At 63.8% G+C, this 18,030-nt stretch carries 18 protein-coding genes and 1 pseudogene; 18 read left to right on the forward strand and 1 reads right to left on the reverse strand.

Annotation, left to right across the window (positions count from 1 at the left end; all coding sequences use genetic code 11):
- Window positions 1–20 precede the first annotated feature (20 nt).
- The 7 genes from ACQY5B_RS16175 (at window position 21) to ACQY5B_RS16205 (ending at window position 7,329) form a co-directional block, all read left to right on the forward strand.
- Window positions 21–827: a cytochrome c oxidase subunit 3 gene (locus tag ACQY5B_RS16175; RefSeq protein WP_305970955.1), complete on the forward strand. Its 807-nt coding sequence runs from the start codon at window positions 21–23 to the stop codon at window positions 825–827.
- A gap of 111 nt (window positions 828–938) precedes the next feature.
- Entirely contained in the window at window positions 939–1,616 is a 678-nt protein-coding gene (locus ACQY5B_RS16180) for an SURF1 family protein (RefSeq protein WP_420328548.1), read from the forward strand.
- A gap of 1 nt (window position 1,617) precedes the next feature.
- Window positions 1,618–3,006 carry a threonine synthase gene (thrC, locus tag ACQY5B_RS16185; RefSeq protein WP_420328546.1) on the forward strand — a complete coding sequence of 463 codons (1,389 nt, stop codon included), beginning with the start codon at window positions 1,618–1,620 and terminating at the stop codon, window positions 3,004–3,006.
- A complete protein-coding gene (locus ACQY5B_RS16190; protein WP_420328544.1) occupies window positions 3,003–4,265 on the forward strand; it encodes a M16 family metallopeptidase in 1,263 nt (420 codons plus the stop codon). Before thrC ends, ACQY5B_RS16190 begins: the two co-directional genes overlap by 4 nt.
- Window positions 4,265–4,849, forward strand: a complete 585-nt coding sequence (locus ACQY5B_RS16195; protein WP_305970965.1) for a GNAT family N-acetyltransferase — start codon at window positions 4,265–4,267, stop codon at window positions 4,847–4,849. Before ACQY5B_RS16190 ends, ACQY5B_RS16195 begins: the two co-directional genes overlap by 1 nt.
- 135 nt (window positions 4,850–4,984) lie before the next feature.
- Window positions 4,985–5,812: an MBL fold metallo-hydrolase gene (locus ACQY5B_RS16200; protein ID WP_420328542.1), complete on the forward strand. Its 828-nt coding sequence runs from the start codon at window positions 4,985–4,987 to the stop codon at window positions 5,810–5,812.
- Window positions 5,813–5,913: 101 nt separating this feature from the next.
- Window positions 5,914–7,329, forward strand: a complete 1,416-nt coding sequence (locus ACQY5B_RS16205; RefSeq protein WP_420328541.1) for an FAD-binding oxidoreductase — start codon at window positions 5,914–5,916, stop codon at window positions 7,327–7,329.
- 39 nt (window positions 7,330–7,368) lie between these two features.
- On the opposite strand, the gene ACQY5B_RS16210 is transcribed toward ACQY5B_RS16205, so the two are convergent.
- Window positions 7,369–8,238 carry a lytic transglycosylase domain-containing protein gene (locus tag ACQY5B_RS16210; protein WP_305970961.1) on the reverse strand — a complete coding sequence of 290 codons (870 nt, stop codon included), beginning with the start codon at window positions 8,236–8,238 and terminating at the stop codon, window positions 7,369–7,371.
- Between the two features lie 358 nt (window positions 8,239–8,596).
- Here ACQY5B_RS16210 and ACQY5B_RS16215 point away from each other — a divergent pair, with 358 nt between their 5' ends.
- The 11 genes and pseudogenes from ACQY5B_RS16215 (at window position 8,597) to ACQY5B_RS16265 (ending at window position 18,015) form a co-directional block, all read left to right on the forward strand.
- Entirely contained in the window at window positions 8,597–8,776 is a 180-nt protein-coding gene (locus tag ACQY5B_RS16215) for a hypothetical protein (RefSeq protein WP_219515130.1), read from the forward strand.
- A gap of 109 nt (window positions 8,777–8,885) precedes the next feature.
- On the forward strand, window positions 8,886–9,065 hold the full coding sequence (locus ACQY5B_RS16220; protein WP_043138327.1) for a hypothetical protein: 180 nt from the start codon (window positions 8,886–8,888) through the stop codon (window positions 9,063–9,065).
- Between the two features lie 109 nt (window positions 9,066–9,174).
- Window positions 9,175–9,354 carry a hypothetical protein gene (locus tag ACQY5B_RS16225; protein WP_219515130.1) on the forward strand — a complete coding sequence of 60 codons (180 nt, stop codon included), beginning with the start codon at window positions 9,175–9,177 and terminating at the stop codon, window positions 9,352–9,354.
- A 114-nt stretch (window positions 9,355–9,468) separates the two neighbouring features.
- Entirely contained in the window at window positions 9,469–9,648 is a 180-nt protein-coding gene (locus ACQY5B_RS16230) for a Flp family type IVb pilin (RefSeq protein WP_305970333.1), read from the forward strand.
- 250 nt (window positions 9,649–9,898) lie between these two features.
- Window positions 9,899–10,603: pseudogene (cpaB, locus tag ACQY5B_RS16235) on the forward strand (Flp pilus assembly protein CpaB); the annotation flags it as partial.
- Between the two features lie 306 nt (window positions 10,604–10,909).
- Window positions 10,910–12,346, forward strand: a complete 1,437-nt coding sequence (locus tag ACQY5B_RS16240) for a type II and III secretion system protein family protein (protein WP_305970335.1) — start codon at window positions 10,910–10,912, stop codon at window positions 12,344–12,346.
- A 14-nt stretch (window positions 12,347–12,360) separates the two neighbouring features.
- The gene (locus ACQY5B_RS16245) at window positions 12,361–13,017 is read left to right on the forward strand and encodes an OmpA family protein (RefSeq protein ID WP_305970336.1); all 657 of its coding nucleotides are present in this window, start codon (window positions 12,361–12,363) and stop codon (window positions 13,015–13,017) included.
- Between the two features lie 331 nt (window positions 13,018–13,348).
- Window positions 13,349–14,602, forward strand: a complete 1,254-nt coding sequence (locus ACQY5B_RS16250; protein ID WP_420328538.1) for a CpaE/TadZ family protein — start codon at window positions 13,349–13,351, stop codon at window positions 14,600–14,602.
- Window positions 14,603–14,616: 14 nt separating this feature from the next.
- Window positions 14,617–16,053 carry a TadA family conjugal transfer-associated ATPase gene (locus ACQY5B_RS16255; protein ID WP_305970338.1) on the forward strand — a complete coding sequence of 479 codons (1,437 nt, stop codon included), beginning with the start codon at window positions 14,617–14,619 and terminating at the stop codon, window positions 16,051–16,053.
- 5 nt (window positions 16,054–16,058) lie between these two features.
- Window positions 16,059–17,024, forward strand: coding sequence for a type II secretion system F family protein (locus tag ACQY5B_RS16260; protein WP_305970339.1), 966 nt, complete (start codon window positions 16,059–16,061; stop codon window positions 17,022–17,024).
- A gap of 13 nt (window positions 17,025–17,037) precedes the next feature.
- Window positions 17,038–18,015, forward strand: a complete 978-nt coding sequence (locus tag ACQY5B_RS16265) for a type II secretion system F family protein (RefSeq protein ID WP_305970340.1) — start codon at window positions 17,038–17,040, stop codon at window positions 18,013–18,015.
- Window positions 18,016–18,030: the final 15 nt, after the last annotated feature.

Here is an 18,030-nt window from a genome sequence, read left to right on the forward strand (position 1 = left end):
CGCCTAACGAGGGAACCGCAATGGCGCATGCAAAGAACCACGACTACCACATTCTGAACCCCTCTATCTGGCCCTTCCTCGGGTCGGTCGCCGGCTTCGTGATGCTGTTCGGCGCGGTGCTGCTGTTCCACGGCAACGGTCCCTGGATGTTCCTGATCGGCCTCGTCGGCGTGCTGTACGTGATGTTCGGCTGGTGGTCGGACACGGTGACCGAAAACCAGGTCGGCGACCACACGCCGGTCGTTCTGATCGGCCTGCGCTACGGCTTCATCCTGTTCATCATGTCCGAAGTGATGTTCTTCTTTGCCTGGTTCTGGTCGTTCTTCAAACACGCCATGTACCCGATGGATCCCGACGGCAATTCGCCCGCCGTGGACGGCGTCTGGCCGCCCGCGGGCATCGAGACCTTCGATCCTTGGCACTTGCCGTTGATCAACACGCTGATCCTGCTCTGCTCGGGCGCGGCGGCGACCTGGGCGCACCACGCCCTGGTGCACGAGGACAACCGTCAGGACGTGAAGTCGGGGCTGATCATCGCCGTCCTGCTGGGCCTGATCTTCACCTTTTTCCAGGCTTATGAATACAGCCACGCAGCCTTCGGCTTCAGCGGCAACATCTACGGCGCCAACTTCTTCATGGCGACCGGTTTTCACGGCGCGCACGTCATCATCGGCACGATCTTCCTGTTCATCTGCCTGATCCGTGTCTACCGCGGCCATTTTACCGCAACCAACCACCTCGGCTTCGAAGCAGCGGCCTGGTACTGGCACTTCGTCGACGTGGTCTGGCTGTTCCTCTTCGCCGCTGTCTACATCTGGGGCGGCTGAAGGTGCGGCGGGGTAAACCCCGTCGTATATCAGGCCTTGAACCTCACGGCCCAGAAGGTACACCAAGGCGCGCCCGATCCGGGCGCGCCTTTCACGTTTCCGGAGCCCCGCTTGAGACGCTACATCGCCCCCCTGCTGATCGGCCTGACCGGCATTGCCATCCTGCTGTGGCTGGGCACCTGGCAAATGCAGCGTCTGGACTGGAAACGCGGGATCCTGGACGAGATCGAAACCACCATCACTGGCGATCCCCAGCCCCTGCCCCGGATGATCGATCCCGAGGCGCAGCGCTATCAGCCCACGACCCTGACCGGAGAGATTGGCGCCGAGACCTTGGCCGTGCTCGTTTCCGTCAAGCAGCGCGGCGCGGGCTGGCGCCTGATCTCACCATTCCAGACCGAGGACGGGCGGCGTGTTCTCGTCGATCGCGGGTTTGTTCCCGTCGACCAAAAGGACGCAACGCGCTACGCCGGACCGGCGGAGGTGACGGGCAACCTGCACTGGCCCGATGACCGCAATTCTTCGACCCCCGACAACGATCCGGCGGACAATACATGGTTTGCGCGCGATCTAGCCCCGATGGCAAAGGCACTGGACACCGAACCGCTGCTGGTCGTGACACGAACAATGTCGCCCGCCGACAAGGGTGTGACGCCCTTGCCCGTCGACACCAGCGGCATTCCCAACGATCACTTGCAATACGCCATCACGTGGTATTCGCTCGCCGCGGTCTGGCTCATCATGACAGGCGTCTGGATCAGGCGGCTGAAAACAGGCAGGGAGGCCTGACATGCGTTACATCTCTACCCGCGGACAGGCGCCTGCGCTGACATTCGAAGAGGCGATGCTGTCCGGTCTCGCGCGGGACGGCGGCCTCTATGTCCCCGAAACCATCCCCCGGATGAGCGCGGACGACATTCGCGCCCTGCATGGTCTCAGCTACGAGGAAACGGCCTTTCGCGTGATGCGCCCCTTCGTGGGCGATGGCTTTACCGACGAGGTCTTTGCCGACCTGATCGCCAAGGCCTATGCCGGGTTCGGCCACGGCGCGCGGGCGCCGATGGTGCAACTGGCTCCGGGGCATTTCCTGCTGGAACTGTTTCACGGGCCGACGCTGGCCTTCAAGGACTTTGCCATGCAGCTGATCGGCCAGCTGTTCCAGGAGGCGCTGGAACGCCGCGGCGAGCGTGTGACAATCGTCGGCGCGACCTCGGGCGATACCGGATCGGCCGCGATCGAGGCCTTCAAGGGGCTGGACAACGTCGACGTATTTATCCTGTTCCCGCATGGCCGCGTCAGCGAGGTGCAGCGCCGCCAGATGACCACCCCGGCCGAGGCCAATGTGCACGCCTTGGCGCTGGACGGGCATTTCGACGACTGCCAGGCGCGGCTCAAGGACATGTTCAACCACTTCGAGTTCCGCGACAGCGTACGGCTGGCGGGCGTGAACTCGATCAACTGGGCGCGGGTGCTGGCACAGGTTGTCTACTATTTCTCCGCCGCCGTCAGCCTGGGCGCGCCGGATCGCAAGGTCAGCTTCACCGTTCCCACTGGCAACTTCGGTGATATCTTTGCCGGCTACATCGCTAAGAAGATGGGCCTGCCCATCGACCGGCTGGTCGTTGCCACCAACCAGAACGACATCCTGCACCGCTGCCTGTCCACGGGTGACTACAAGACCTCCGAGGTCCATCCCTCGATCAGCCCCTCGATGGACATCCAGGTCAGCAGCAACTTCGAACGCGCGCTGTTCGACGCCTATGGCCGCGACGGTGCCGCCGTGGCGCAACTGATGGACGAACTGAAAGCCGGTGGCTTCAAGGTGTCCCAGGGCGCGCTGGAAGCCCTGCGAGAGCATTTCGATTCGGCCCGCGTGTCCGAAGAAGACACGCTGGACACCATCCGAACCGCCCATGCCACGATGGGCGAGTTGCTGTGCCCGCATTCCGCCGTGGGTGTCCGCGTGGGCGAGGCGCAGCGCGACCCCGCGACGCCGATGGTCACGCTCGCCACCGCGCATCCGGCCAAGTTCCCCGACGCCGTGGAAAAGGCCAGCGGGATCCGCCCCCCTCTTCCAAATCGCATGGCCGATCTGTATGAGCGTCCGGAACGGGTGACACGGGTACAGAACGACCTCGCCGCCCTAGAAACCCTCATCCAGGAGCGCATCGCCAAGTGACCGTCCAGATCGCCACCCTTTCCAACGGACTGCGCGTCGTGACCGAAAACATGCCGGGGCTGCAAAGCGCCGCGGTCGGACTATGGGTCACTGCCGGAGGGCGACACGAACGCGAAGAACAGAACGGCATCGCGCATTTCCTGGAACACATGGCCTTCAAGGGCACCAGGACCCGCAGTGCCCTGCAGATCGCAGAAGCGATCGAGGACGTGGGCGGCTATATCAACGCCTATACCTCGCGCGAGGTCACGGCCTATTACGCACGCGTTCTGGAACCGGACGTGGCGCTGGCCGTGGACGTGATCGCCGACATCCTGCGAGAGCCCGTTTTCGACCCCAAGGAAATCGAGGTCGAACGCCATGTCATCTTGCAGGAAATCGGCCAGGCACATGACACGCCCGACGATGTGATCTTTGACTGGCTGCAGGAACAGGCCTATCCGGACCAGCCCATCGGCCGCACCATTCTGGGCGAAGCCACGCGCGTCCAGGGATTCGACCGGGGCGACCTGGCGAATTTCGTGAACGAGCACTACGGGCCGGACCAGATGATCCTTTCTGCGGCGGGCGCGGTGGATCACGACGCGCTGGTCAAACAGGCCGAGGCGCTCTTTGGCGACATGGTCCCGCGCAGCGCCCTCGGGGCCGATCCCGCCCGCTTCCGTGGTGGCGAAACGCGCCGGACCAAGGACCTCGAACAGGCGCACCTGGCGCTGGCCTTCGAGGCCCCGGGCTATCGCGATCCCGACTTCTACACCGCGCAGATCTATTCCGTGGCCCTCGGCGGCGGCATGTCCTCGCGGCTGTTCCAGGAAATCCGCGAGAAGCGCGGCCTCTGCTACACCATCTTTGCCCAGAACGGCGCCTATGCCGACACTGGCATGACGACGATCTACGCCGGAACCTCGGGCGCCGAGATGCCGGAACTGATTACGCTGACCGTGGACGAGATGAAGCGCAGCGCCGAGGACATGAGCCCCGCCGAGATCGAACGCGCCCGCGCCCAGATGAAGGCCGGCCTGCTGATGGGCCTCGAAAGCCCGTCGTCCCGGGCCGAGCGCAGTGCCCGCATGGTCCAGATCTGGGGAGAGGTGCCGGATATCGAACGCACAGTGGCCAAGATCGATGCGGTCACACGCGAGGACGTGCTGCGCTTTGCCCAGGCACAGGCCGCCGAAGCCGCCGCGGCGATGGCGCTCTACGGCCCCGTCGCAGAGGCCCCCACGCTCGCCGAGCTGCAGGCACGCCGAGCGGCATGATGCTGGCGTTCCGGCGCAAGGTCCAGCTCGAGACAGAGCGCCTGACGCTGCGCCCGCCCGTGCATTCCGATTTCACCACCTGGTCGAACCTGCGCCGTGAAAGCCGCGAGTTCCTGACCCCCTGGGAGCCGTCGTGGTCGTCCGACCACCTGACGCGCAAGGCCTTTACCAACCGCGTCTACTGGGCCTCACGCTCCATCGGCACCGGCTCGGCGCTGCCGCTCTTCCTGATCCGCCGCGAAGACCAGGCTCTGCTGGGCGCGATCACGCTGGACAACATCCGGCGCGGCCCGGCACAGGCCGGCACGCTGGGCTACTGGATCGGGGAACGTTACACCCGGCGTGGCTACATGTCCGAAGCGATCGCCATGATGGTGCACCAGGCCTTCGAGAAGATGGGGCTGAGCCGGATGGAGGCCGCCTGCCTGCCCGAGAACGTCGCCTCGCGAGGGTTGCTGGAGCAGTCGGGCTTCAAGTACGAGGGCGTGGCGCAAAGCTACCTGCAGATCAATGGCCGCTGGCGGACCCATGTGCTCTATGCTTCGCTGCGGTCTGACAGGCGTGGCCGGACCGAGGTCGGCTAGACGCCGTGAAACATGACCCGGATGCGCAGAAAAGCATCCCCGAGCACTGACCGGACCGCCCCGGCGAAATTGTGAATTTGGCCAGCGGTCCGCGCGCGCTACCCTTTCCGGGACGTCACCCGACAGGAGCGCCCGATGATCCGCCTCGCCGCCGCCCTTCTTTTCCTGACTGCCACGCTGTTACAGGCTCAGGAACAGCGCCGACCTTCGCACTGTATCGCCATCGCCGACGCGGCCCCGGGAATCGAATACCTGCACAAGGCCAGTTGGACCGCGCCGATCCCCGAATACAGCGTCCGCATCCACTACATCGCCCATGCCTCGTTCCTGATCCAGACACGCGGCGGGCTGGAGGCGGTGACCGACTACAATGGACATATCGGACCCACGCGCTTGATCCCCGACATCGTCACCATGAACCACGCCCACACGACCCATTGGACCAATGCCGTTGATCCGGCCATCCCCCACGTCCTGCGGGGATGGGGAGACGTCTTTGGCGAAGGCGTGGATCATTACCTGGACCTGGGCGAGATGCTGATCCGCAACGTCTCGACCGACATCCGCTCGGCCTATGGCGGGAACGAGCCGAACGGCAATTCCATCTTCATCTTCGAGGTCGAGGGGCTCTGCATCGCTCATCTCGGCCACCTGCACCACGAGCCGACCGACCGGCAATACGCCGCGCTCGGACGGGCGGATGTGCTGATGGTGCCTGTGGACGGTGGCATGACAATGCCGCTCTCGACGGTCAAACGCATCGTTGACAGGCTGAAAAGCTCGATCGTGATCCCGATGCACTGGTTTTCCGGCTACGCGCTGGAACGGTTCCTAGCCGATGTCAGTGACACCTTCCAGATCGACCGCCGCAGCGATGCGACACTCGAGATATCGCTGCGCGATCTGCCGCGAAGGCCCACCGTCATCGTTCTGCAGCCACGCTACCTGACCGATCCGGACTGATCCTGTCTTCTTTGGGCGGCAAATACTTCGGACAGCGCGAGGGGCTGGCCCCTTTCTGACCCGCGTGCCACAAATGCGGGCATCCAAAGAATGAGGAAGCAATGCCGCTTGCGCCCGCCGATCACGCCTTTATCCAGCGCCTTTCGGCGCGTCTGCCCGATGACACCTTGCGTCCCGCAGAAGCCCGACACCGCGAAGAACCGCGTGGACGCTGGACCAGCACGGCGGAATGGATCGCCCTGCCCCGCTCGACGGAGGAGGTATCCAAGATCGTTCAGACCTGTGCGGAAGACGGCGTCGGGATCATCCCGCTTGGGGGCGGAACCGGCCTTGTCGGGGGCCAGCTGAAACCGGACGGCCCCGCGCCTCTGATCGTCTCGCTGGAACGCATGTCGGCCATCCGCGCGATCCACCCGCAGGAAAACGCCGCGGTGGTCGAGGCCGGCGCAATCCTGGCCGATGTCCAGAGTGCCGCCGCCGACGTGGACCGTCTGTTTCCGTTGTCCCTGGCCTCCGAAGGGTCCGCCCGGATCGGCGGCTTGCTGGGAACCAATGCGGGCGGCATCAATACCCTGCGCTACGGCAATGCCCGCGATCAGGTGCTGGGGCTAGAGGCCGTGCTCCCCGACGGGTCGATCTGGCACGGGTTGAAACGGCTGCGCAAGGACAACACCGGCTATGACCTGCGCCACCTGCTGATCGGCGCCGAGGGCACGTTGGGGGTCGTCACGGCGGCCAGCCTGAAACTGGCGCCTCGGCCCGCGGCCACCGGCACGGCCCTGTTGACGGTCCCCTCACCCGAGGCGGCGCTCAACCTACTGGCGCTGGCCCGCAGCCAACTGGGCGAAACGATCAGCGCCTTCGAGTTGATGCACCGCACCGGGTTCGATTTCCTGGCCGAGAAACTGCCCGAGTTGCGCCAACCCTGGGACACACCACCAGAGTGGTGCGTGCTGATGGACATCGGCCTTGGACGCGGCGCAGACCCGGCCGAGGCCCTGGAAACCCTCTTTGCCGAAGCGCATGAGGCAGGTCTTGTCACCGATGGTATCGTGGCCCAGTCACTCGCCCAGTCCGAGTCGCTCTGGACGCTGCGAGAGCACATGTCCGAGGCCAACCGCCTCGTGGGGGCCGTCTCCAGTCACGACATTTCAGTCCCGCTTGGCGCCATCCCCGAGTTCATTTCGCGGGCCGGCCCCGCGCTGGCCCGGCTGGGAGACTGGCGCATCAACTGTTTCGGTCACGCAGGCGATGGCAACCTGCATTACAATGTGTTCCCCGCCCCGGGTCGAACAAAGGCCGACCATGTCGAACAGCGGGACGCGATCAAGACATGCGTGCATGACCTGGTGCATGAACTCGGGGGTTCCGTCAGTGCCGAGCACGGCATCGGGCGGCTGAAAGTCGATGACCTGGAACGCTATGGTGACCCCGCCAAGCTCGCCGCGATGCGGGCGATCAAGGCGGCGCTGGACCCGAAGGGCATCATGAACCCGGGTGCGGTCCTGCGCAGCTGATCCCGGCGAGGTCCCAGTGCATGTCCGGGACGGAACCGCTTATTGCGACATCACCCGGAACACGCAGCCGTCCGAGATCAACTCGGGCGGCGTCATGCACAGGCCCTTGGCGACCTGGAAGGCTGCCAGCACCTTCGGCACGTAGTCCCGTGTTTCGGCATAGGGCGGCACGCCCCCGTGCTGCCCGATGGAGTTCTCGCCCGCGTTGTAACCGGCGAGCACGAGGATCGGATCGCCCTCGAACTTCTCCATCAGGAAATCCAGAAAGGCGACCCCGCCGCGGATGTTCTGCACCGGATCGAAGGCATCCTTGACCCCGAACCGCTGGGCGGTGGCCGGCATCAATTGCATCAACCCCTGTGCGCCCGCCTTGCTCTGCGCCCTTGGCGCACCAGCCGACTCCACCGCGATCACCGCCAGGGCGAAGGCCGGAGAGACCCGTGTGCCCACTGTCTCACGCAAAAGATCGACCCCGTGGACCTGCGCGATGTCCTGCAGCGATTGCAGGCGCGGCCCGCCGACGCTCTGCCCTTCGGGTCCCTTGGTCAGCGTGGCCAGCGCGGGGGCCAATCTCCCCGGGCCGGTGGCCGAGGCTTCTGGCGAAACGGCATTCCAGAACCAGGAATAGCTGCCCAGCGGGACCGACGGCACAGCCGCCAGTGCGGCGGCGGCCTGGGGGGCCACGGTCGGCGCCGTCGCGGGTGCCGTGGGCAGTGGCGGTGCCACGGCCGGGTTGGCACGCGGCGCGATCTGGACGGTGATCCGCTTCTTGACGCCAGCCTTCGGCGGTGTCACCCGCTTGAAAGTGAAATCCTGCACCGGTGCCCCGGCCGCATCCTGTGCCTGCACGCCCTGCGCACAGGACAAAGCAGCCGCAAAAGCGGCGCACGATAGTGTTCTGACGACCATGGGCCTGCTCGATCCCCGTGTTTCGGTCCGACTTTTCCACAGTCTCGCACAATCCGTGCAATTTATCCATCAGTGTTGCGAAAGGCCGAACCAGCGCCTTGAAAACGCGGCATTCCGAAGCCGGAGTTAACTCTTTCGGCATCTGGAGAGCGGGAAGTTATTCATATAAATCATACTGTTATTCATAATTCACAAGGATTCCGGCCCGGCTGCAAAATCAATCCATTCGAGCCACACTCTCGCCCCAAACCAACTGCTTAATAAGTTCATACCGACGAGGGACAGGGCAAGGTGAGAGAGGCCCGCAACGCCCAAGACGGTCGCTGAAAGCAAAGCAAGATATCTACGGAGAGAGACCATGATCAACTTCATCAAGAACTTCCGCAAAGACGAAGATGGCGCCGTGACTGTCGACTGGGTCGTCCTGACCGCAGCCGTCGTGGGCCTGGCCGTCGCTGCCTACACCACCATCGAGACCAACTCGCAGACGCTGATCGACAACGCCGCCGCACGCGTCGCTCTCGAAAACGACTTCTAAGTCGGGCGCGGCCTGAGCGCCGCGTCTCCCCACGGGCCCGGCCGCATGGCGGCTGGCCCTCCCTACCGCACATGACATGACCGACCGAAAGGTCGACCGGAGAAAACTAATGATCAACTTCATCAAGAACTTCCGCAAAGACGAAAACGGCGCCGTGACTGTCGACTGGGTCGTCCTGACCGCAGCCGTCGTGGGCCTGGCCGTCGCTGCCTACACCACCATCGAGACCAACTCGCAGACGCTGATCGACAACGCCGCCGCACGCGTCGCTCTCGAAAACGACTTCTAAGTCGGGCGCGGCCTGAGCGCCGCGTCTCCCCACGGGCCCGGCCGCATGGCGGCTGGCCCTCCCTACCGCACATGACATGACCGACCGAAAGGTCGACCGGAGAAAACCAATGATCAACTTCATCAAGAACTTCCGCAAAGACGAAGATGGCGCCGTGACTGTCGACTGGGTCGTCCTGACCGCAGCCGTCGTGGGCCTGGCCGTCGCTGCCTACACCACCATCGAGACCAACTCGCAGACGCTGATCGACAACGCCGCCGCACGCGTCGCTCTCGAAAACGACTTCTGAGTTGCCTGATCGCCCGACGGCGATCAGCTGACGGTTCAGGCGCGTGCCCGACGCGGCGCGCGCCTTTTTCACAACCGCATTTCTGCTTGTGCGGTTCCAGCCCGGAGTTACACCATGCGTGATCTGATTAAGGCCTTTGCGGCTGAGGAAGATGGTGCCGTGACCGTGGACTGGGTCGTTCTGACCGCCGCAATCGTCGGCTTCTGCATTGCAGCCTATACTGCCGCGGAAAACTCGACACTCGGCCTGCGCGACGGCCTCGCCGCCGAACTCGTCCGCCAAGACGACTTCTGACCCCCTGCTGCCACGACATTGGCAAGGGCGGCCCGCTGCGCGGGCCGCTCGTCATCATGTTCGCCACCTGCGGCGAACAGGCGTCGCCAAACCGCCCAGCGAGTGTCCCGTTCTTGCCGCATTCCCCCGCCAGGATGATCCGGGCCGGGAGACCGGCGAATCCCTTTTTGTCCAAGTGAGGTGACATATGCGACTCGTATTCGGACTAGTGCTGATCGCCGGCCTCGCCCTGGCGGGCTTTGCCGTCTACATGGCGCAGAATTACATCGGGGCCTATGAAAGCGCCCTTGCAGAGGAGCGCGCCAAGGCCGGCGCCTCTGTTCCAGTGGCCAAGGTCTTCATCACGAAACGCGCCATCAACTACGGCGAAGAGATCAAGCCAGAGGACGTGGTGCTGGCCCATTGGCCGCAGAAGGCCCTCCCCGAGGACTATTTCGACGAGGAAAACCCCTTCTTCATCGACGGTCAGGAACCGCGTCTCGCGATGCGCCCGATCGAGAAGGCCGAAGTGCTGATGAAGGTGAAAGTGTCCGAACCCGGCGGCGACGCGGGCCTGACCTCGCGCCTTGACCGCGGCCAGCGCGCCTTTGCGATCAAGGTCGACGTGGCTTCGGGCGTGTCCGGTTTCCTGCGTCCTGGAGACCGGGTCGATGTCTACTGGACGGGCCGCCTGCCCGGAGAGATCGGCGAACGCTCTTCCGGCGAGGTGACCAAGCTGATCCAGACCGGGATCCGCCTGATCGCAATCGACCAGACCGCCGATACCGAATACAACACGGCAACCATCGCCCGCACCGTGACCGTGGCCGCCAGCCCGCAACAGGTTGCCGCCCTTGCGCAAGCCCAGTCGACCGGCAAGCTGTCGCTGTCGCTGATGTCCCAGTTGGACGATACCGTGGCCGAGGCGATCGAGGTCGACCAGCTGTCGCTTCTGGGCATCGTGGCCGAGGAACGTGCCGAGAAGAAAGTGGACAAGACCTGCACCACCCGGGTGCGTCGCGGCGCCGACGTGGTCGAGATCCCGATCCCCTGCACCAACGGATCCGGGAAATCGAACGGCGAATTCAACCGCTTGAAAAGATCAGGCCCCTGCCGCGGCGGGGGCCTTTTTGTTGCGAAAATACCCGGCGTGTTGCGGGTTATCCACATAAGCCGGTTGGCTGAAGCCTTTGATTCTTGCAATAAAACACGAGATGACGCATGGTCGGGGAAAATGCAGGCGTCAGACCTGCGTCCGAGCAGTGATCGAGAGGCAGGTCACATGACCATTGACAGATTCCTGAAGACGGCCCTTTTGGGCCTGTCGCTTGCGGTTGCGCCGCTTGCGGCGCAGTACGCACAGGCGGACAACCTGCGCATCCTGCGCAATGGCACGCAACCGGTGCTCAACGTTCCGATGAACCGCGCGCTGGTGGTCGAAAGCGACGTTCCCTTTGCGGAACTGTCCATCGCCAACCCTGCGATCGCGGACATCTCTTCGTTGAACGACCGCAATATCTATGTGCTTGGCAAGGCGCCGGGGACAACGACGCTCACCATCCTCGACGCCGCCGGAGAGCTGATCTCGAACGTCGATATCCGGGTCTCGCCGGACGTGTCCGAGTTCAAGGAACGCCTGCGCCAGATCCTTCCGCAGGAAAAGATCGAGGTCCGCACCGCAAACGACGGCATCGTGCTGTCGGGCACCGTCTCTTCGACCGCGCGGATGCAGCGGGCGCTGGATCTTGCCCAGCGGTACGCCCCCGAACGCGTGTCGAACCTGATGTCGGTGGGCGGCGTCCAGCAAGTCATGCTGAAGGTCCGCTTCGCAGAGATGGAACGCACCGCCGCCAAGATGCTGCGAACCTCGCTGGCCACCGGCGGATCCGTCGCTGGCGGCGATCTCGGCCTTGAACTGGGCACACTGAGCGCCGCCTCGGATGCGGCCGTCGACGCCGTCGCCGACAAGCTGGCGCCGCAGGGGCTGGACGTCGAAGGCGCGGTTCTCTTCGGTTTCAACGCCGGCGGGCTCGAAGTGGGCATCATGCTGGAGGCGTTGGAACGCAAGGGCATCGTGCGCACCCTTGCCGAACCGAACCTGACCGCGCTGTCGGGCCAGGAGGCCAAGTTCCTGGCGGGTGGCGAATACCCTGTGCCGGTCAGCCAGCAGAACAACACCATCACCATCGAGTACAAACCCTTTGGCGTGGAGCTGAACTTCATCCCCCGGGTGGTCGATGGCGACCTGATAAACCTCGAGCTCGAGGCCGCGGTCTCGTCGATTGACACCAACAACTCGATCGTGCTCTCAGACATCTCGATCAATGGTTTCAAACGGCGCGAAACCTCGACCACTGTCGAACTGCGTGACGGCGAAAGTTTTGCCATCGCGGGCCTCTTGATGGACGATTTCACCGACCGGAACTCGCAATTGCCCTGGCTGGGTGACGTTCCGGTGCTGGGCGCCCTCTTTCGCAGCGCGGAATACCAGCGGTCGCAGTCCGAACTGGTGATCATCGTCACCCCGCACCTGGTGACGCCGACGCGGGGCGAATACCTGGCCCTCCCGACCGACCGCGTCGTGCCCCCGACCGAACGTGACCTCTTCCTGCGCGGCAAGGTCGCCGGCAAGCCGGGCCAGAAAGCCCCCAAGGCCGGCGCTGCGGGGGAAGTGGCCAAGCAGGACTTCACCGGGTCCTACGGATATGTGATGGATTGATGCAGAGGCGAATGATGATCAGGCTCCCCCTTTCCGCCGCGCTGACCGCGGGCCTCTTGATCGCCGGTTGCAGCCAAGCCCCAGTCGGGTTTGACCGCGAGGCGGGCGCGCTGATCGACACCGGTCACTTCGGCAACGCCACGATGAACAACCACCAGCTGATGACCGGCGAAAAGCAGGTCCTCTACGATCTGTCGCAGCGTTTCGCCTCCGAGGTCATGACCACGGTCAACTTTGCCTTCAACAGCGCCGTGCTGGACCACGGTGCGCGCGACACGCTGCGCGAACAGGCCCAGTGGATTCGCCAGTTCCCGGAAATCCGGTTCCGTGTCTACGGCCACACAGACAAGGTCGGCAGCAATGGCTACAACAAGAGCCTTGGCCTGCGGCGTGCCAATGCGGTCGTGAACTACCTCGTCAGCCAGGGCATCAGCCGTTCGCGGCTCGAAGCCGTCGTTTCCTACGGCGAGACACAGCCATTGATCGTGACCGAGGGCCGCGAACGCCGCAACCGGCGCACCGTGACCGAAGTATCGGGTTTTGTGTCCAGCCACCCCACGGTGCTGGACGGCAAATATGCCGAGGTCATCTACCGCGAATACATCAACAGCGCCGAGCCCAAGACGGGGCTGACCGGACAGCAAGGCCAGGACCTCGCGATCACCGAGTGATCCCGACAACGGACCTGCAAGGAAAGGGGCCAGACGGCCCCTTTTTTCATGTCCGCCCCTTGGTCGCCCATCCTGCGCCCCCGCCACACCCGCGTGAATTGAGCCGGAAATCCCCTTGACCACCAGAGGGGCGCGGCGGCGTTCCAGGCCCCGCCATCAGTCCCCGTTCACCGTACAATTTCGGTTTTTTAGCCCAAATGTTGCCTCGTTTGTGGGGGACTGTCGCCTTGGAGAACCAGTGCGTGCGCAAGACCCGAGTCGCGCACCGCGGGTCCGGGGGAAAAGTCTTCGCCACGTTCACCCGGTCCGGCAAGAGTAAAGGACGACAGGCATGACCAACGCGACACCACAGCAAACGGAGCCGGCACCAATCGTCGCCTGCACCATCAGCCGCGACGTCCAGAACTTTGACCTGCTCATCGACGACATGGAAGCCCTGCTTGGCGAAGGCTGGGGGGACCTCGGGTTCGATGAGGCCACGGCCTTTCTGAACCAGCCGGACGGCCGGTCGCTGGAATTCGTGGCGATGGCCATCGACGCCATCGACGAGCCGGACTTGCCGATGTTGTCTCAGGTCATTCACGTTGCCAAGGAAAACGGCGTCAAGGTCATCCTGATCGCCGAGGACGTGACGCCCGCCTCGCTGCATCAACTCTTGCGCGACGGGGCCGATGAATTCGTCCCCTATCCTTTGCCCGAAGGTGAGCTTGCCGGGGCACTCGAACGGCTGCGCCGCCCTGCCCCCACTGCCGCACAACCCGACAGCGCGCCCGCCACCAATGCCGAGGGTGTCCGCCTGTCCGGCGGGGGCGACGGCGTACTGATCGCGGTGCACGGCCTTGCCGGCGGTGTCGGCGCGACCACCCTGGCCGTCAATCTTGCCTACGAGTTGGCAACAGGCGGCAAGGAAAAACAGCCGAAGGTCTGCCTGATCGACCTGGGGCTGCAATTCGGCTCTGTCGCGACCTATCTCGACCTGCCCCGCCGCGAGGCCGTCTACGAAACGCTCTCGGACATCGAGGCGATGGACGGCGACAGCTTTGGCCAGGCGCTGGTCAGTTTCGAGGACAAGATGCAGGTGTTCACCGCGCCCTCGGACATCCTGCCGCTGGACATCATCGGCCCGGCCGAGATCAAACGCCTGCTGGACATCACGCGCGAGCATTTCGATTACGTCATCGTCGACATGCCCTCCACCGTCGTGCAGTGGACGGAAACCGTCCTGACCGAAGCACAACTCTATTTCGCGCTGATCGAACTGGACATGCGCTCGGCCCAGAACACGCTGCGCCTGAAGCGGGCACTGCAATCCGAGGATCTTCCTTTCGAGAAAATCCGTTTCGCGCTGAACCGCGCACCCAAATTCACCGACCTGCAGGGCAAGAGCCGCGTCAAGCGGCTGGCCGACAGCCTTGCGATTTCGTTGGACGTGCAGCTGCCCGATGGCGGCCGCACCGTCATGCAGGCCTGCGATCACGGGCTGCCGCTGGCCAGCCACGCTGCCAAGAACCCGCTGCGCCGCGAAATCGTGAAGCTTGCCCAGCAGCTCAATGCGATCGGCGACAGCGACGCCGAAGCCGCCTGACCCAGGGGAAAAACATGTTCTCGCGCTACAAGAAAACCTCCGCTCCCGGCGCGCAGCCGGTCAAGGCCCCCGCCCCGGCGGCCCCCGTCGCCGCGCAGCCTGCCGCCCAGCCAGCCGCCGTGCGCCGCAAGGCGAAACCCGCCGCGCAGGCCGCCCCCGTGGACAAGGAAAAGAAGCGCAAGGAGCGACTTGGCGAGATCAAGCTGGAATTGCACCGCGCGCTTCTGGAAAACCTGAACCTGGCCGCGCTGGACAAGGCCTCGGAGGGCGAGTTGCGCGAGGAAATCAGCGCGATTGCCAATGAAACGCTCCAGGACAAGGGCGTCGTGCTGAACCGCGACGAACGCCGCACGATGATGGCCGACCTCTACGACGAGGTGAAGGGCCTTGGCCCGCTGGAGCCGCTGCTCAAGGACGAGACAATCTCTGACATCCTGGTCAACGGTCCGCAGCAGATCTTCATCGAACAGAGCGGCAAGCTGACGCTGTCGGACGTGACATTCAAGGATGAAAAGCACCTGATGCGGATCATCGACAAGATCGTCTCGGCCGTGGGCCGGCGCGTCGATGAATCGAACCCCTACGTCGACGCCCGTCTTGCGGACGGGTCCCGTTTCAACGCGATGGTGCCGCCCGTGGCCATCGACGGCAGCCTGGTGTCAATCCGGAAATTCAAGAAGGACAAGCTGGGCATCGACGACCTGGTCAACTTCGGCGCCTTCACGGAGGAAATGGCCGTCTACCTTCAGGCCGCCGTCGCCACGCGCCTGAACATCATCGTCTCGGGCGGTACCGGTTCCGGCAAGACCACCACGCTCAACGCGCTGTCAAGTTTCATCGACGATAGTGAACGCATCCTGACCATCGAGGATACCGCCGAACTGCAACTGCAACAGACCCACGTCGGCCGCATGGAAAGCCGCCCGCCCAACGTCGAGGGCAAGGGCGCCGTGACCCCGCGCGACTGCCTGAAGAACGCCCTGCGGATGCGCCCCGACCGCATCATCGTGGGCGAGACGCGCGGCGAGGAAGTCATCGACATGCTGCAGGCCATGAACACCGGCCACGACGGCTCGATGACCACGATCCACGCCAACAGCGCGCGCGACGGTGTGGCGCGACTGGAAAACATGATTGCGATGGCGGGCATCGAGATGCCGCTCAAGGCGATGCGCAGCCAGATCGCCAGCGCGGTCAACCTGATCGTCCAGGCCAGCCGCCTGCAGGACGGCTCGCGCCGGATGACCTCGATCACCGAGATCACCGGCATGGAAGGCGATGTGATTTCAATGCAAGAGATCTTTCGCTTCCAGCGTGTCGGCCTGACACCCGATAACAAGATCATCGGCCACTTCACGGCCACCGGCGTCCGCAGCGCCTTTGCCGAACGGTTCCGGATGTGGGGCTACGACGTGCCCGCCTCGATCTACGAACCCTTCAGACCGGAGTAACACCAATGCTCAGCGCAGAACCGATCATTTACGGCGGGATCTTCCTGGGCGTGCTGATCCTGGTCAACGGCGTCTATCTTGTCGCCTTCGGCAAGTCGATCAGCCTGACAAACCGGGTCAACCGCCGCCTGGAAATGCTCGACAAGGGCGAACGCCGGGAAGACGTGCTGGCCAAACTCCGCAAGGAGATGGACCAGCACATGCAAAGCCGCTCGCTGCCCATCTACTCGATGCTGGCCAGCAAGGCACAGAAGGCGGCGCTTGCCTTCACGCCACAGCAGCTGATCCTGGTCATGGTGGCCGCATCCGTCTTTGCCTTTGTCGGGTTGAGCATCGGGACAGAGGCCGGCGCCGCCGTGCGCGCTGTCATGTCCGTCTTCATGGGCGTGGGCGGGGTCTATTTCTGGGTCAACCACCGGGCCAACAAACGTCTCAGCATGATCGAGGAACAGCTTCCCGACGCCGTGGAACTGATGGTGCGCTCATTGCGGGTCGGCCACCCGTTCAGCTCGGCCATTTCGATCGTCGCAAAGGAACTGAAGGACCCGCTGGCCACTGAATTCGGCATAATCGCGGATGAATCGACCTATGGCCGCGACGTGGGCGAGGCGCTGAAACACATGGCCGAACGGCTGGACATGCAGGACCTTCGCTTTCTCGCCGTGGCCGTGGCGATCCAGCAGCAGGCCGGCGGCAACCTCGCCGAGATCCTCGAAGGCCTGGCCAAGGTGATCCGCGCCCGCTTTCGCCTGTTCCGCCGGGTCAAGGCGATCACCGCCGAGGCGCAATGGTCGGGCAAATTCCTGTCCGGCTTTCCCGTCGCCGCTCTGATCTTCATCCAGGTCGCCAAGCCCGACTACTACGACGAGGTGCTCGACCATCCCTGGTTCATACCCGCCTGCTTCATCGTCGGCATCATGCTGGTCGCGAACATGATCGTCATGCGCTGGCTGGTGAATATCAAGGTCTGAGAAAGGCTGCCCCATGTTCGATACGCTCAACACGATGATCATCGATGCCCTGGGACCCGCCGGTCCGCTGATCGTGGTCGCAGGACTGGCGGCGCTCTTGATCGTTGCAACGATCCCGTTGTTCCTCAACTCGCGCCCCGACCCGCTGGAAAAGCTCAAGCAGGACGGCAAGAAGCGCCTGGACGCGGAAACCCGCGCCGTGTTGCGGGAAAAGAGCAAGAACGAAAAGCTCAACAAGTACGCGCAGTTCCTGGAACCCCAGGACGCCAAGGAATATTCCGAGATCCGCACCAAGCTGATGCAGGCCGGCTACCGGTCCAAGGACGCGGTACAGATCTACTACTTCCTGCAATTCGCGCTTGGCATCGCCCTGCTCTGCGCGGGCGTGGTGTATTACATCTTCTTCATCGACCCAGAGACGGCAACGATGCAGACCAAACTGATGTATATCCTTGGCCCCGGCTGCGTTGGCTACATGGCCCCCAAGTACTGGGTCAACAAGCGCGTCGCCAGCCGCCAGGAGCAGATCCAGCAGGGCTTTCCCGACAGCCTCGACATGATGCTGGTCTGCGTCGAGGCGGGCCAGTCGATGGACCAATCCATCGTTCGTGTCGCCCGCGAGCTGCGCAGTTCCTTTCCTCCCCTGGCCGAAGAATACGAGATCATCAGCTACGAGATGAAAGCCGGCAAGGACAAGAGCCAGGTCCTGAACGACATGGCTGACCGCTGTGGCCTGCCAGATATCTCCTCCTTCGTGACCGTGCTGAACCAGGCGGCGACCTTCGGAACCTCGATCTCAGAGGCGTTGCGGGTCTATGCGGGCGAAATGCGTGACAAAAGAGTCATGCGTGCCGAGGAAGCTGCGAACAAACTGCCGACAAAGATGACGCTGACCACTATGATGCTCACGGTGCCGCCGCTGCTGATCATTCTCGTGGGCCCGTCCGCGGTCGGCATTTCCGAGATGGGCTCCATGGCCGTGGGCAACTGACTGCATGAAACAGGC

The sequence above is a fragment of the Antarctobacter sp. genome (assembly GCF_965277915.1).
In the GTDB taxonomy this organism is placed as follows: Bacteria; Pseudomonadota; Alphaproteobacteria; order Rhodobacterales; family Rhodobacteraceae; genus Antarctobacter.

What these genes read in the sequence shown, in the direction of transcription:
- ACQY5B_RS16260 (WP_305970339.1), top strand. Translation starts at nt 16,059, where the DNA reads ATGCTCAGCGCAGAACCGATCATTTACGGCGGGATCTTCCTGGGCGTG.
- ACQY5B_RS16200 (WP_420328542.1), top strand. Translation starts at nt 4,985, where the DNA reads ATGATCCGCCTCGCCGCCGCCCTTCTTTTCCTGACTGCCACGCTGTTA.
- ACQY5B_RS16220 (WP_043138327.1), top strand. Translation starts at nt 8,886, where the DNA reads ATGATCAACTTCATCAAGAACTTCCGCAAAGACGAAAACGGCGCCGTG.
- ACQY5B_RS16250 (WP_420328538.1), top strand. Translation starts at nt 13,349, where the DNA reads ATGACCAACGCGACACCACAGCAAACGGAGCCGGCACCAATCGTCGCC.
- ACQY5B_RS16175 (WP_305970955.1), top strand. Translation starts at nt 21, where the DNA reads ATGGCGCATGCAAAGAACCACGACTACCACATTCTGAACCCCTCTATC.
- ACQY5B_RS16205 (WP_420328541.1), top strand. Translation starts at nt 5,914, where the DNA reads ATGCCGCTTGCGCCCGCCGATCACGCCTTTATCCAGCGCCTTTCGGCG.
- thrC (WP_420328546.1), top strand. Translation starts at nt 1,618, where the DNA reads ATGCGTTACATCTCTACCCGCGGACAGGCGCCTGCGCTGACATTCGAA.
- ACQY5B_RS16225 (WP_219515130.1), top strand. Translation starts at nt 9,175, where the DNA reads ATGATCAACTTCATCAAGAACTTCCGCAAAGACGAAGATGGCGCCGTG.
- ACQY5B_RS16265 (WP_305970340.1), top strand. Translation starts at nt 17,038, where the DNA reads ATGTTCGATACGCTCAACACGATGATCATCGATGCCCTGGGACCCGCC.
- ACQY5B_RS16215 (WP_219515130.1), top strand. Translation starts at nt 8,597, where the DNA reads ATGATCAACTTCATCAAGAACTTCCGCAAAGACGAAGATGGCGCCGTG.
- ACQY5B_RS16210 (WP_305970961.1), bottom strand. Translation starts at nt 8,238, where the DNA reads ATGGTCGTCAGAACACTATCGTGCGCCGCTTTTGCGGCTGCTTTGTCC.
- ACQY5B_RS16230 (WP_305970333.1), top strand. Translation starts at nt 9,469, where the DNA reads ATGCGTGATCTGATTAAGGCCTTTGCGGCTGAGGAAGATGGTGCCGTG.
- ACQY5B_RS16245 (WP_305970336.1), top strand. Translation starts at nt 12,361, where the DNA reads ATGATCAGGCTCCCCCTTTCCGCCGCGCTGACCGCGGGCCTCTTGATC.
- ACQY5B_RS16240 (WP_305970335.1), top strand. Translation starts at nt 10,910, where the DNA reads ATGACCATTGACAGATTCCTGAAGACGGCCCTTTTGGGCCTGTCGCTT.
- ACQY5B_RS16195 (WP_305970965.1), top strand. Translation starts at nt 4,265, where the DNA reads ATGCTGGCGTTCCGGCGCAAGGTCCAGCTCGAGACAGAGCGCCTGACG.
- ACQY5B_RS16255 (WP_305970338.1), top strand. Translation starts at nt 14,617, where the DNA reads ATGTTCTCGCGCTACAAGAAAACCTCCGCTCCCGGCGCGCAGCCGGTC.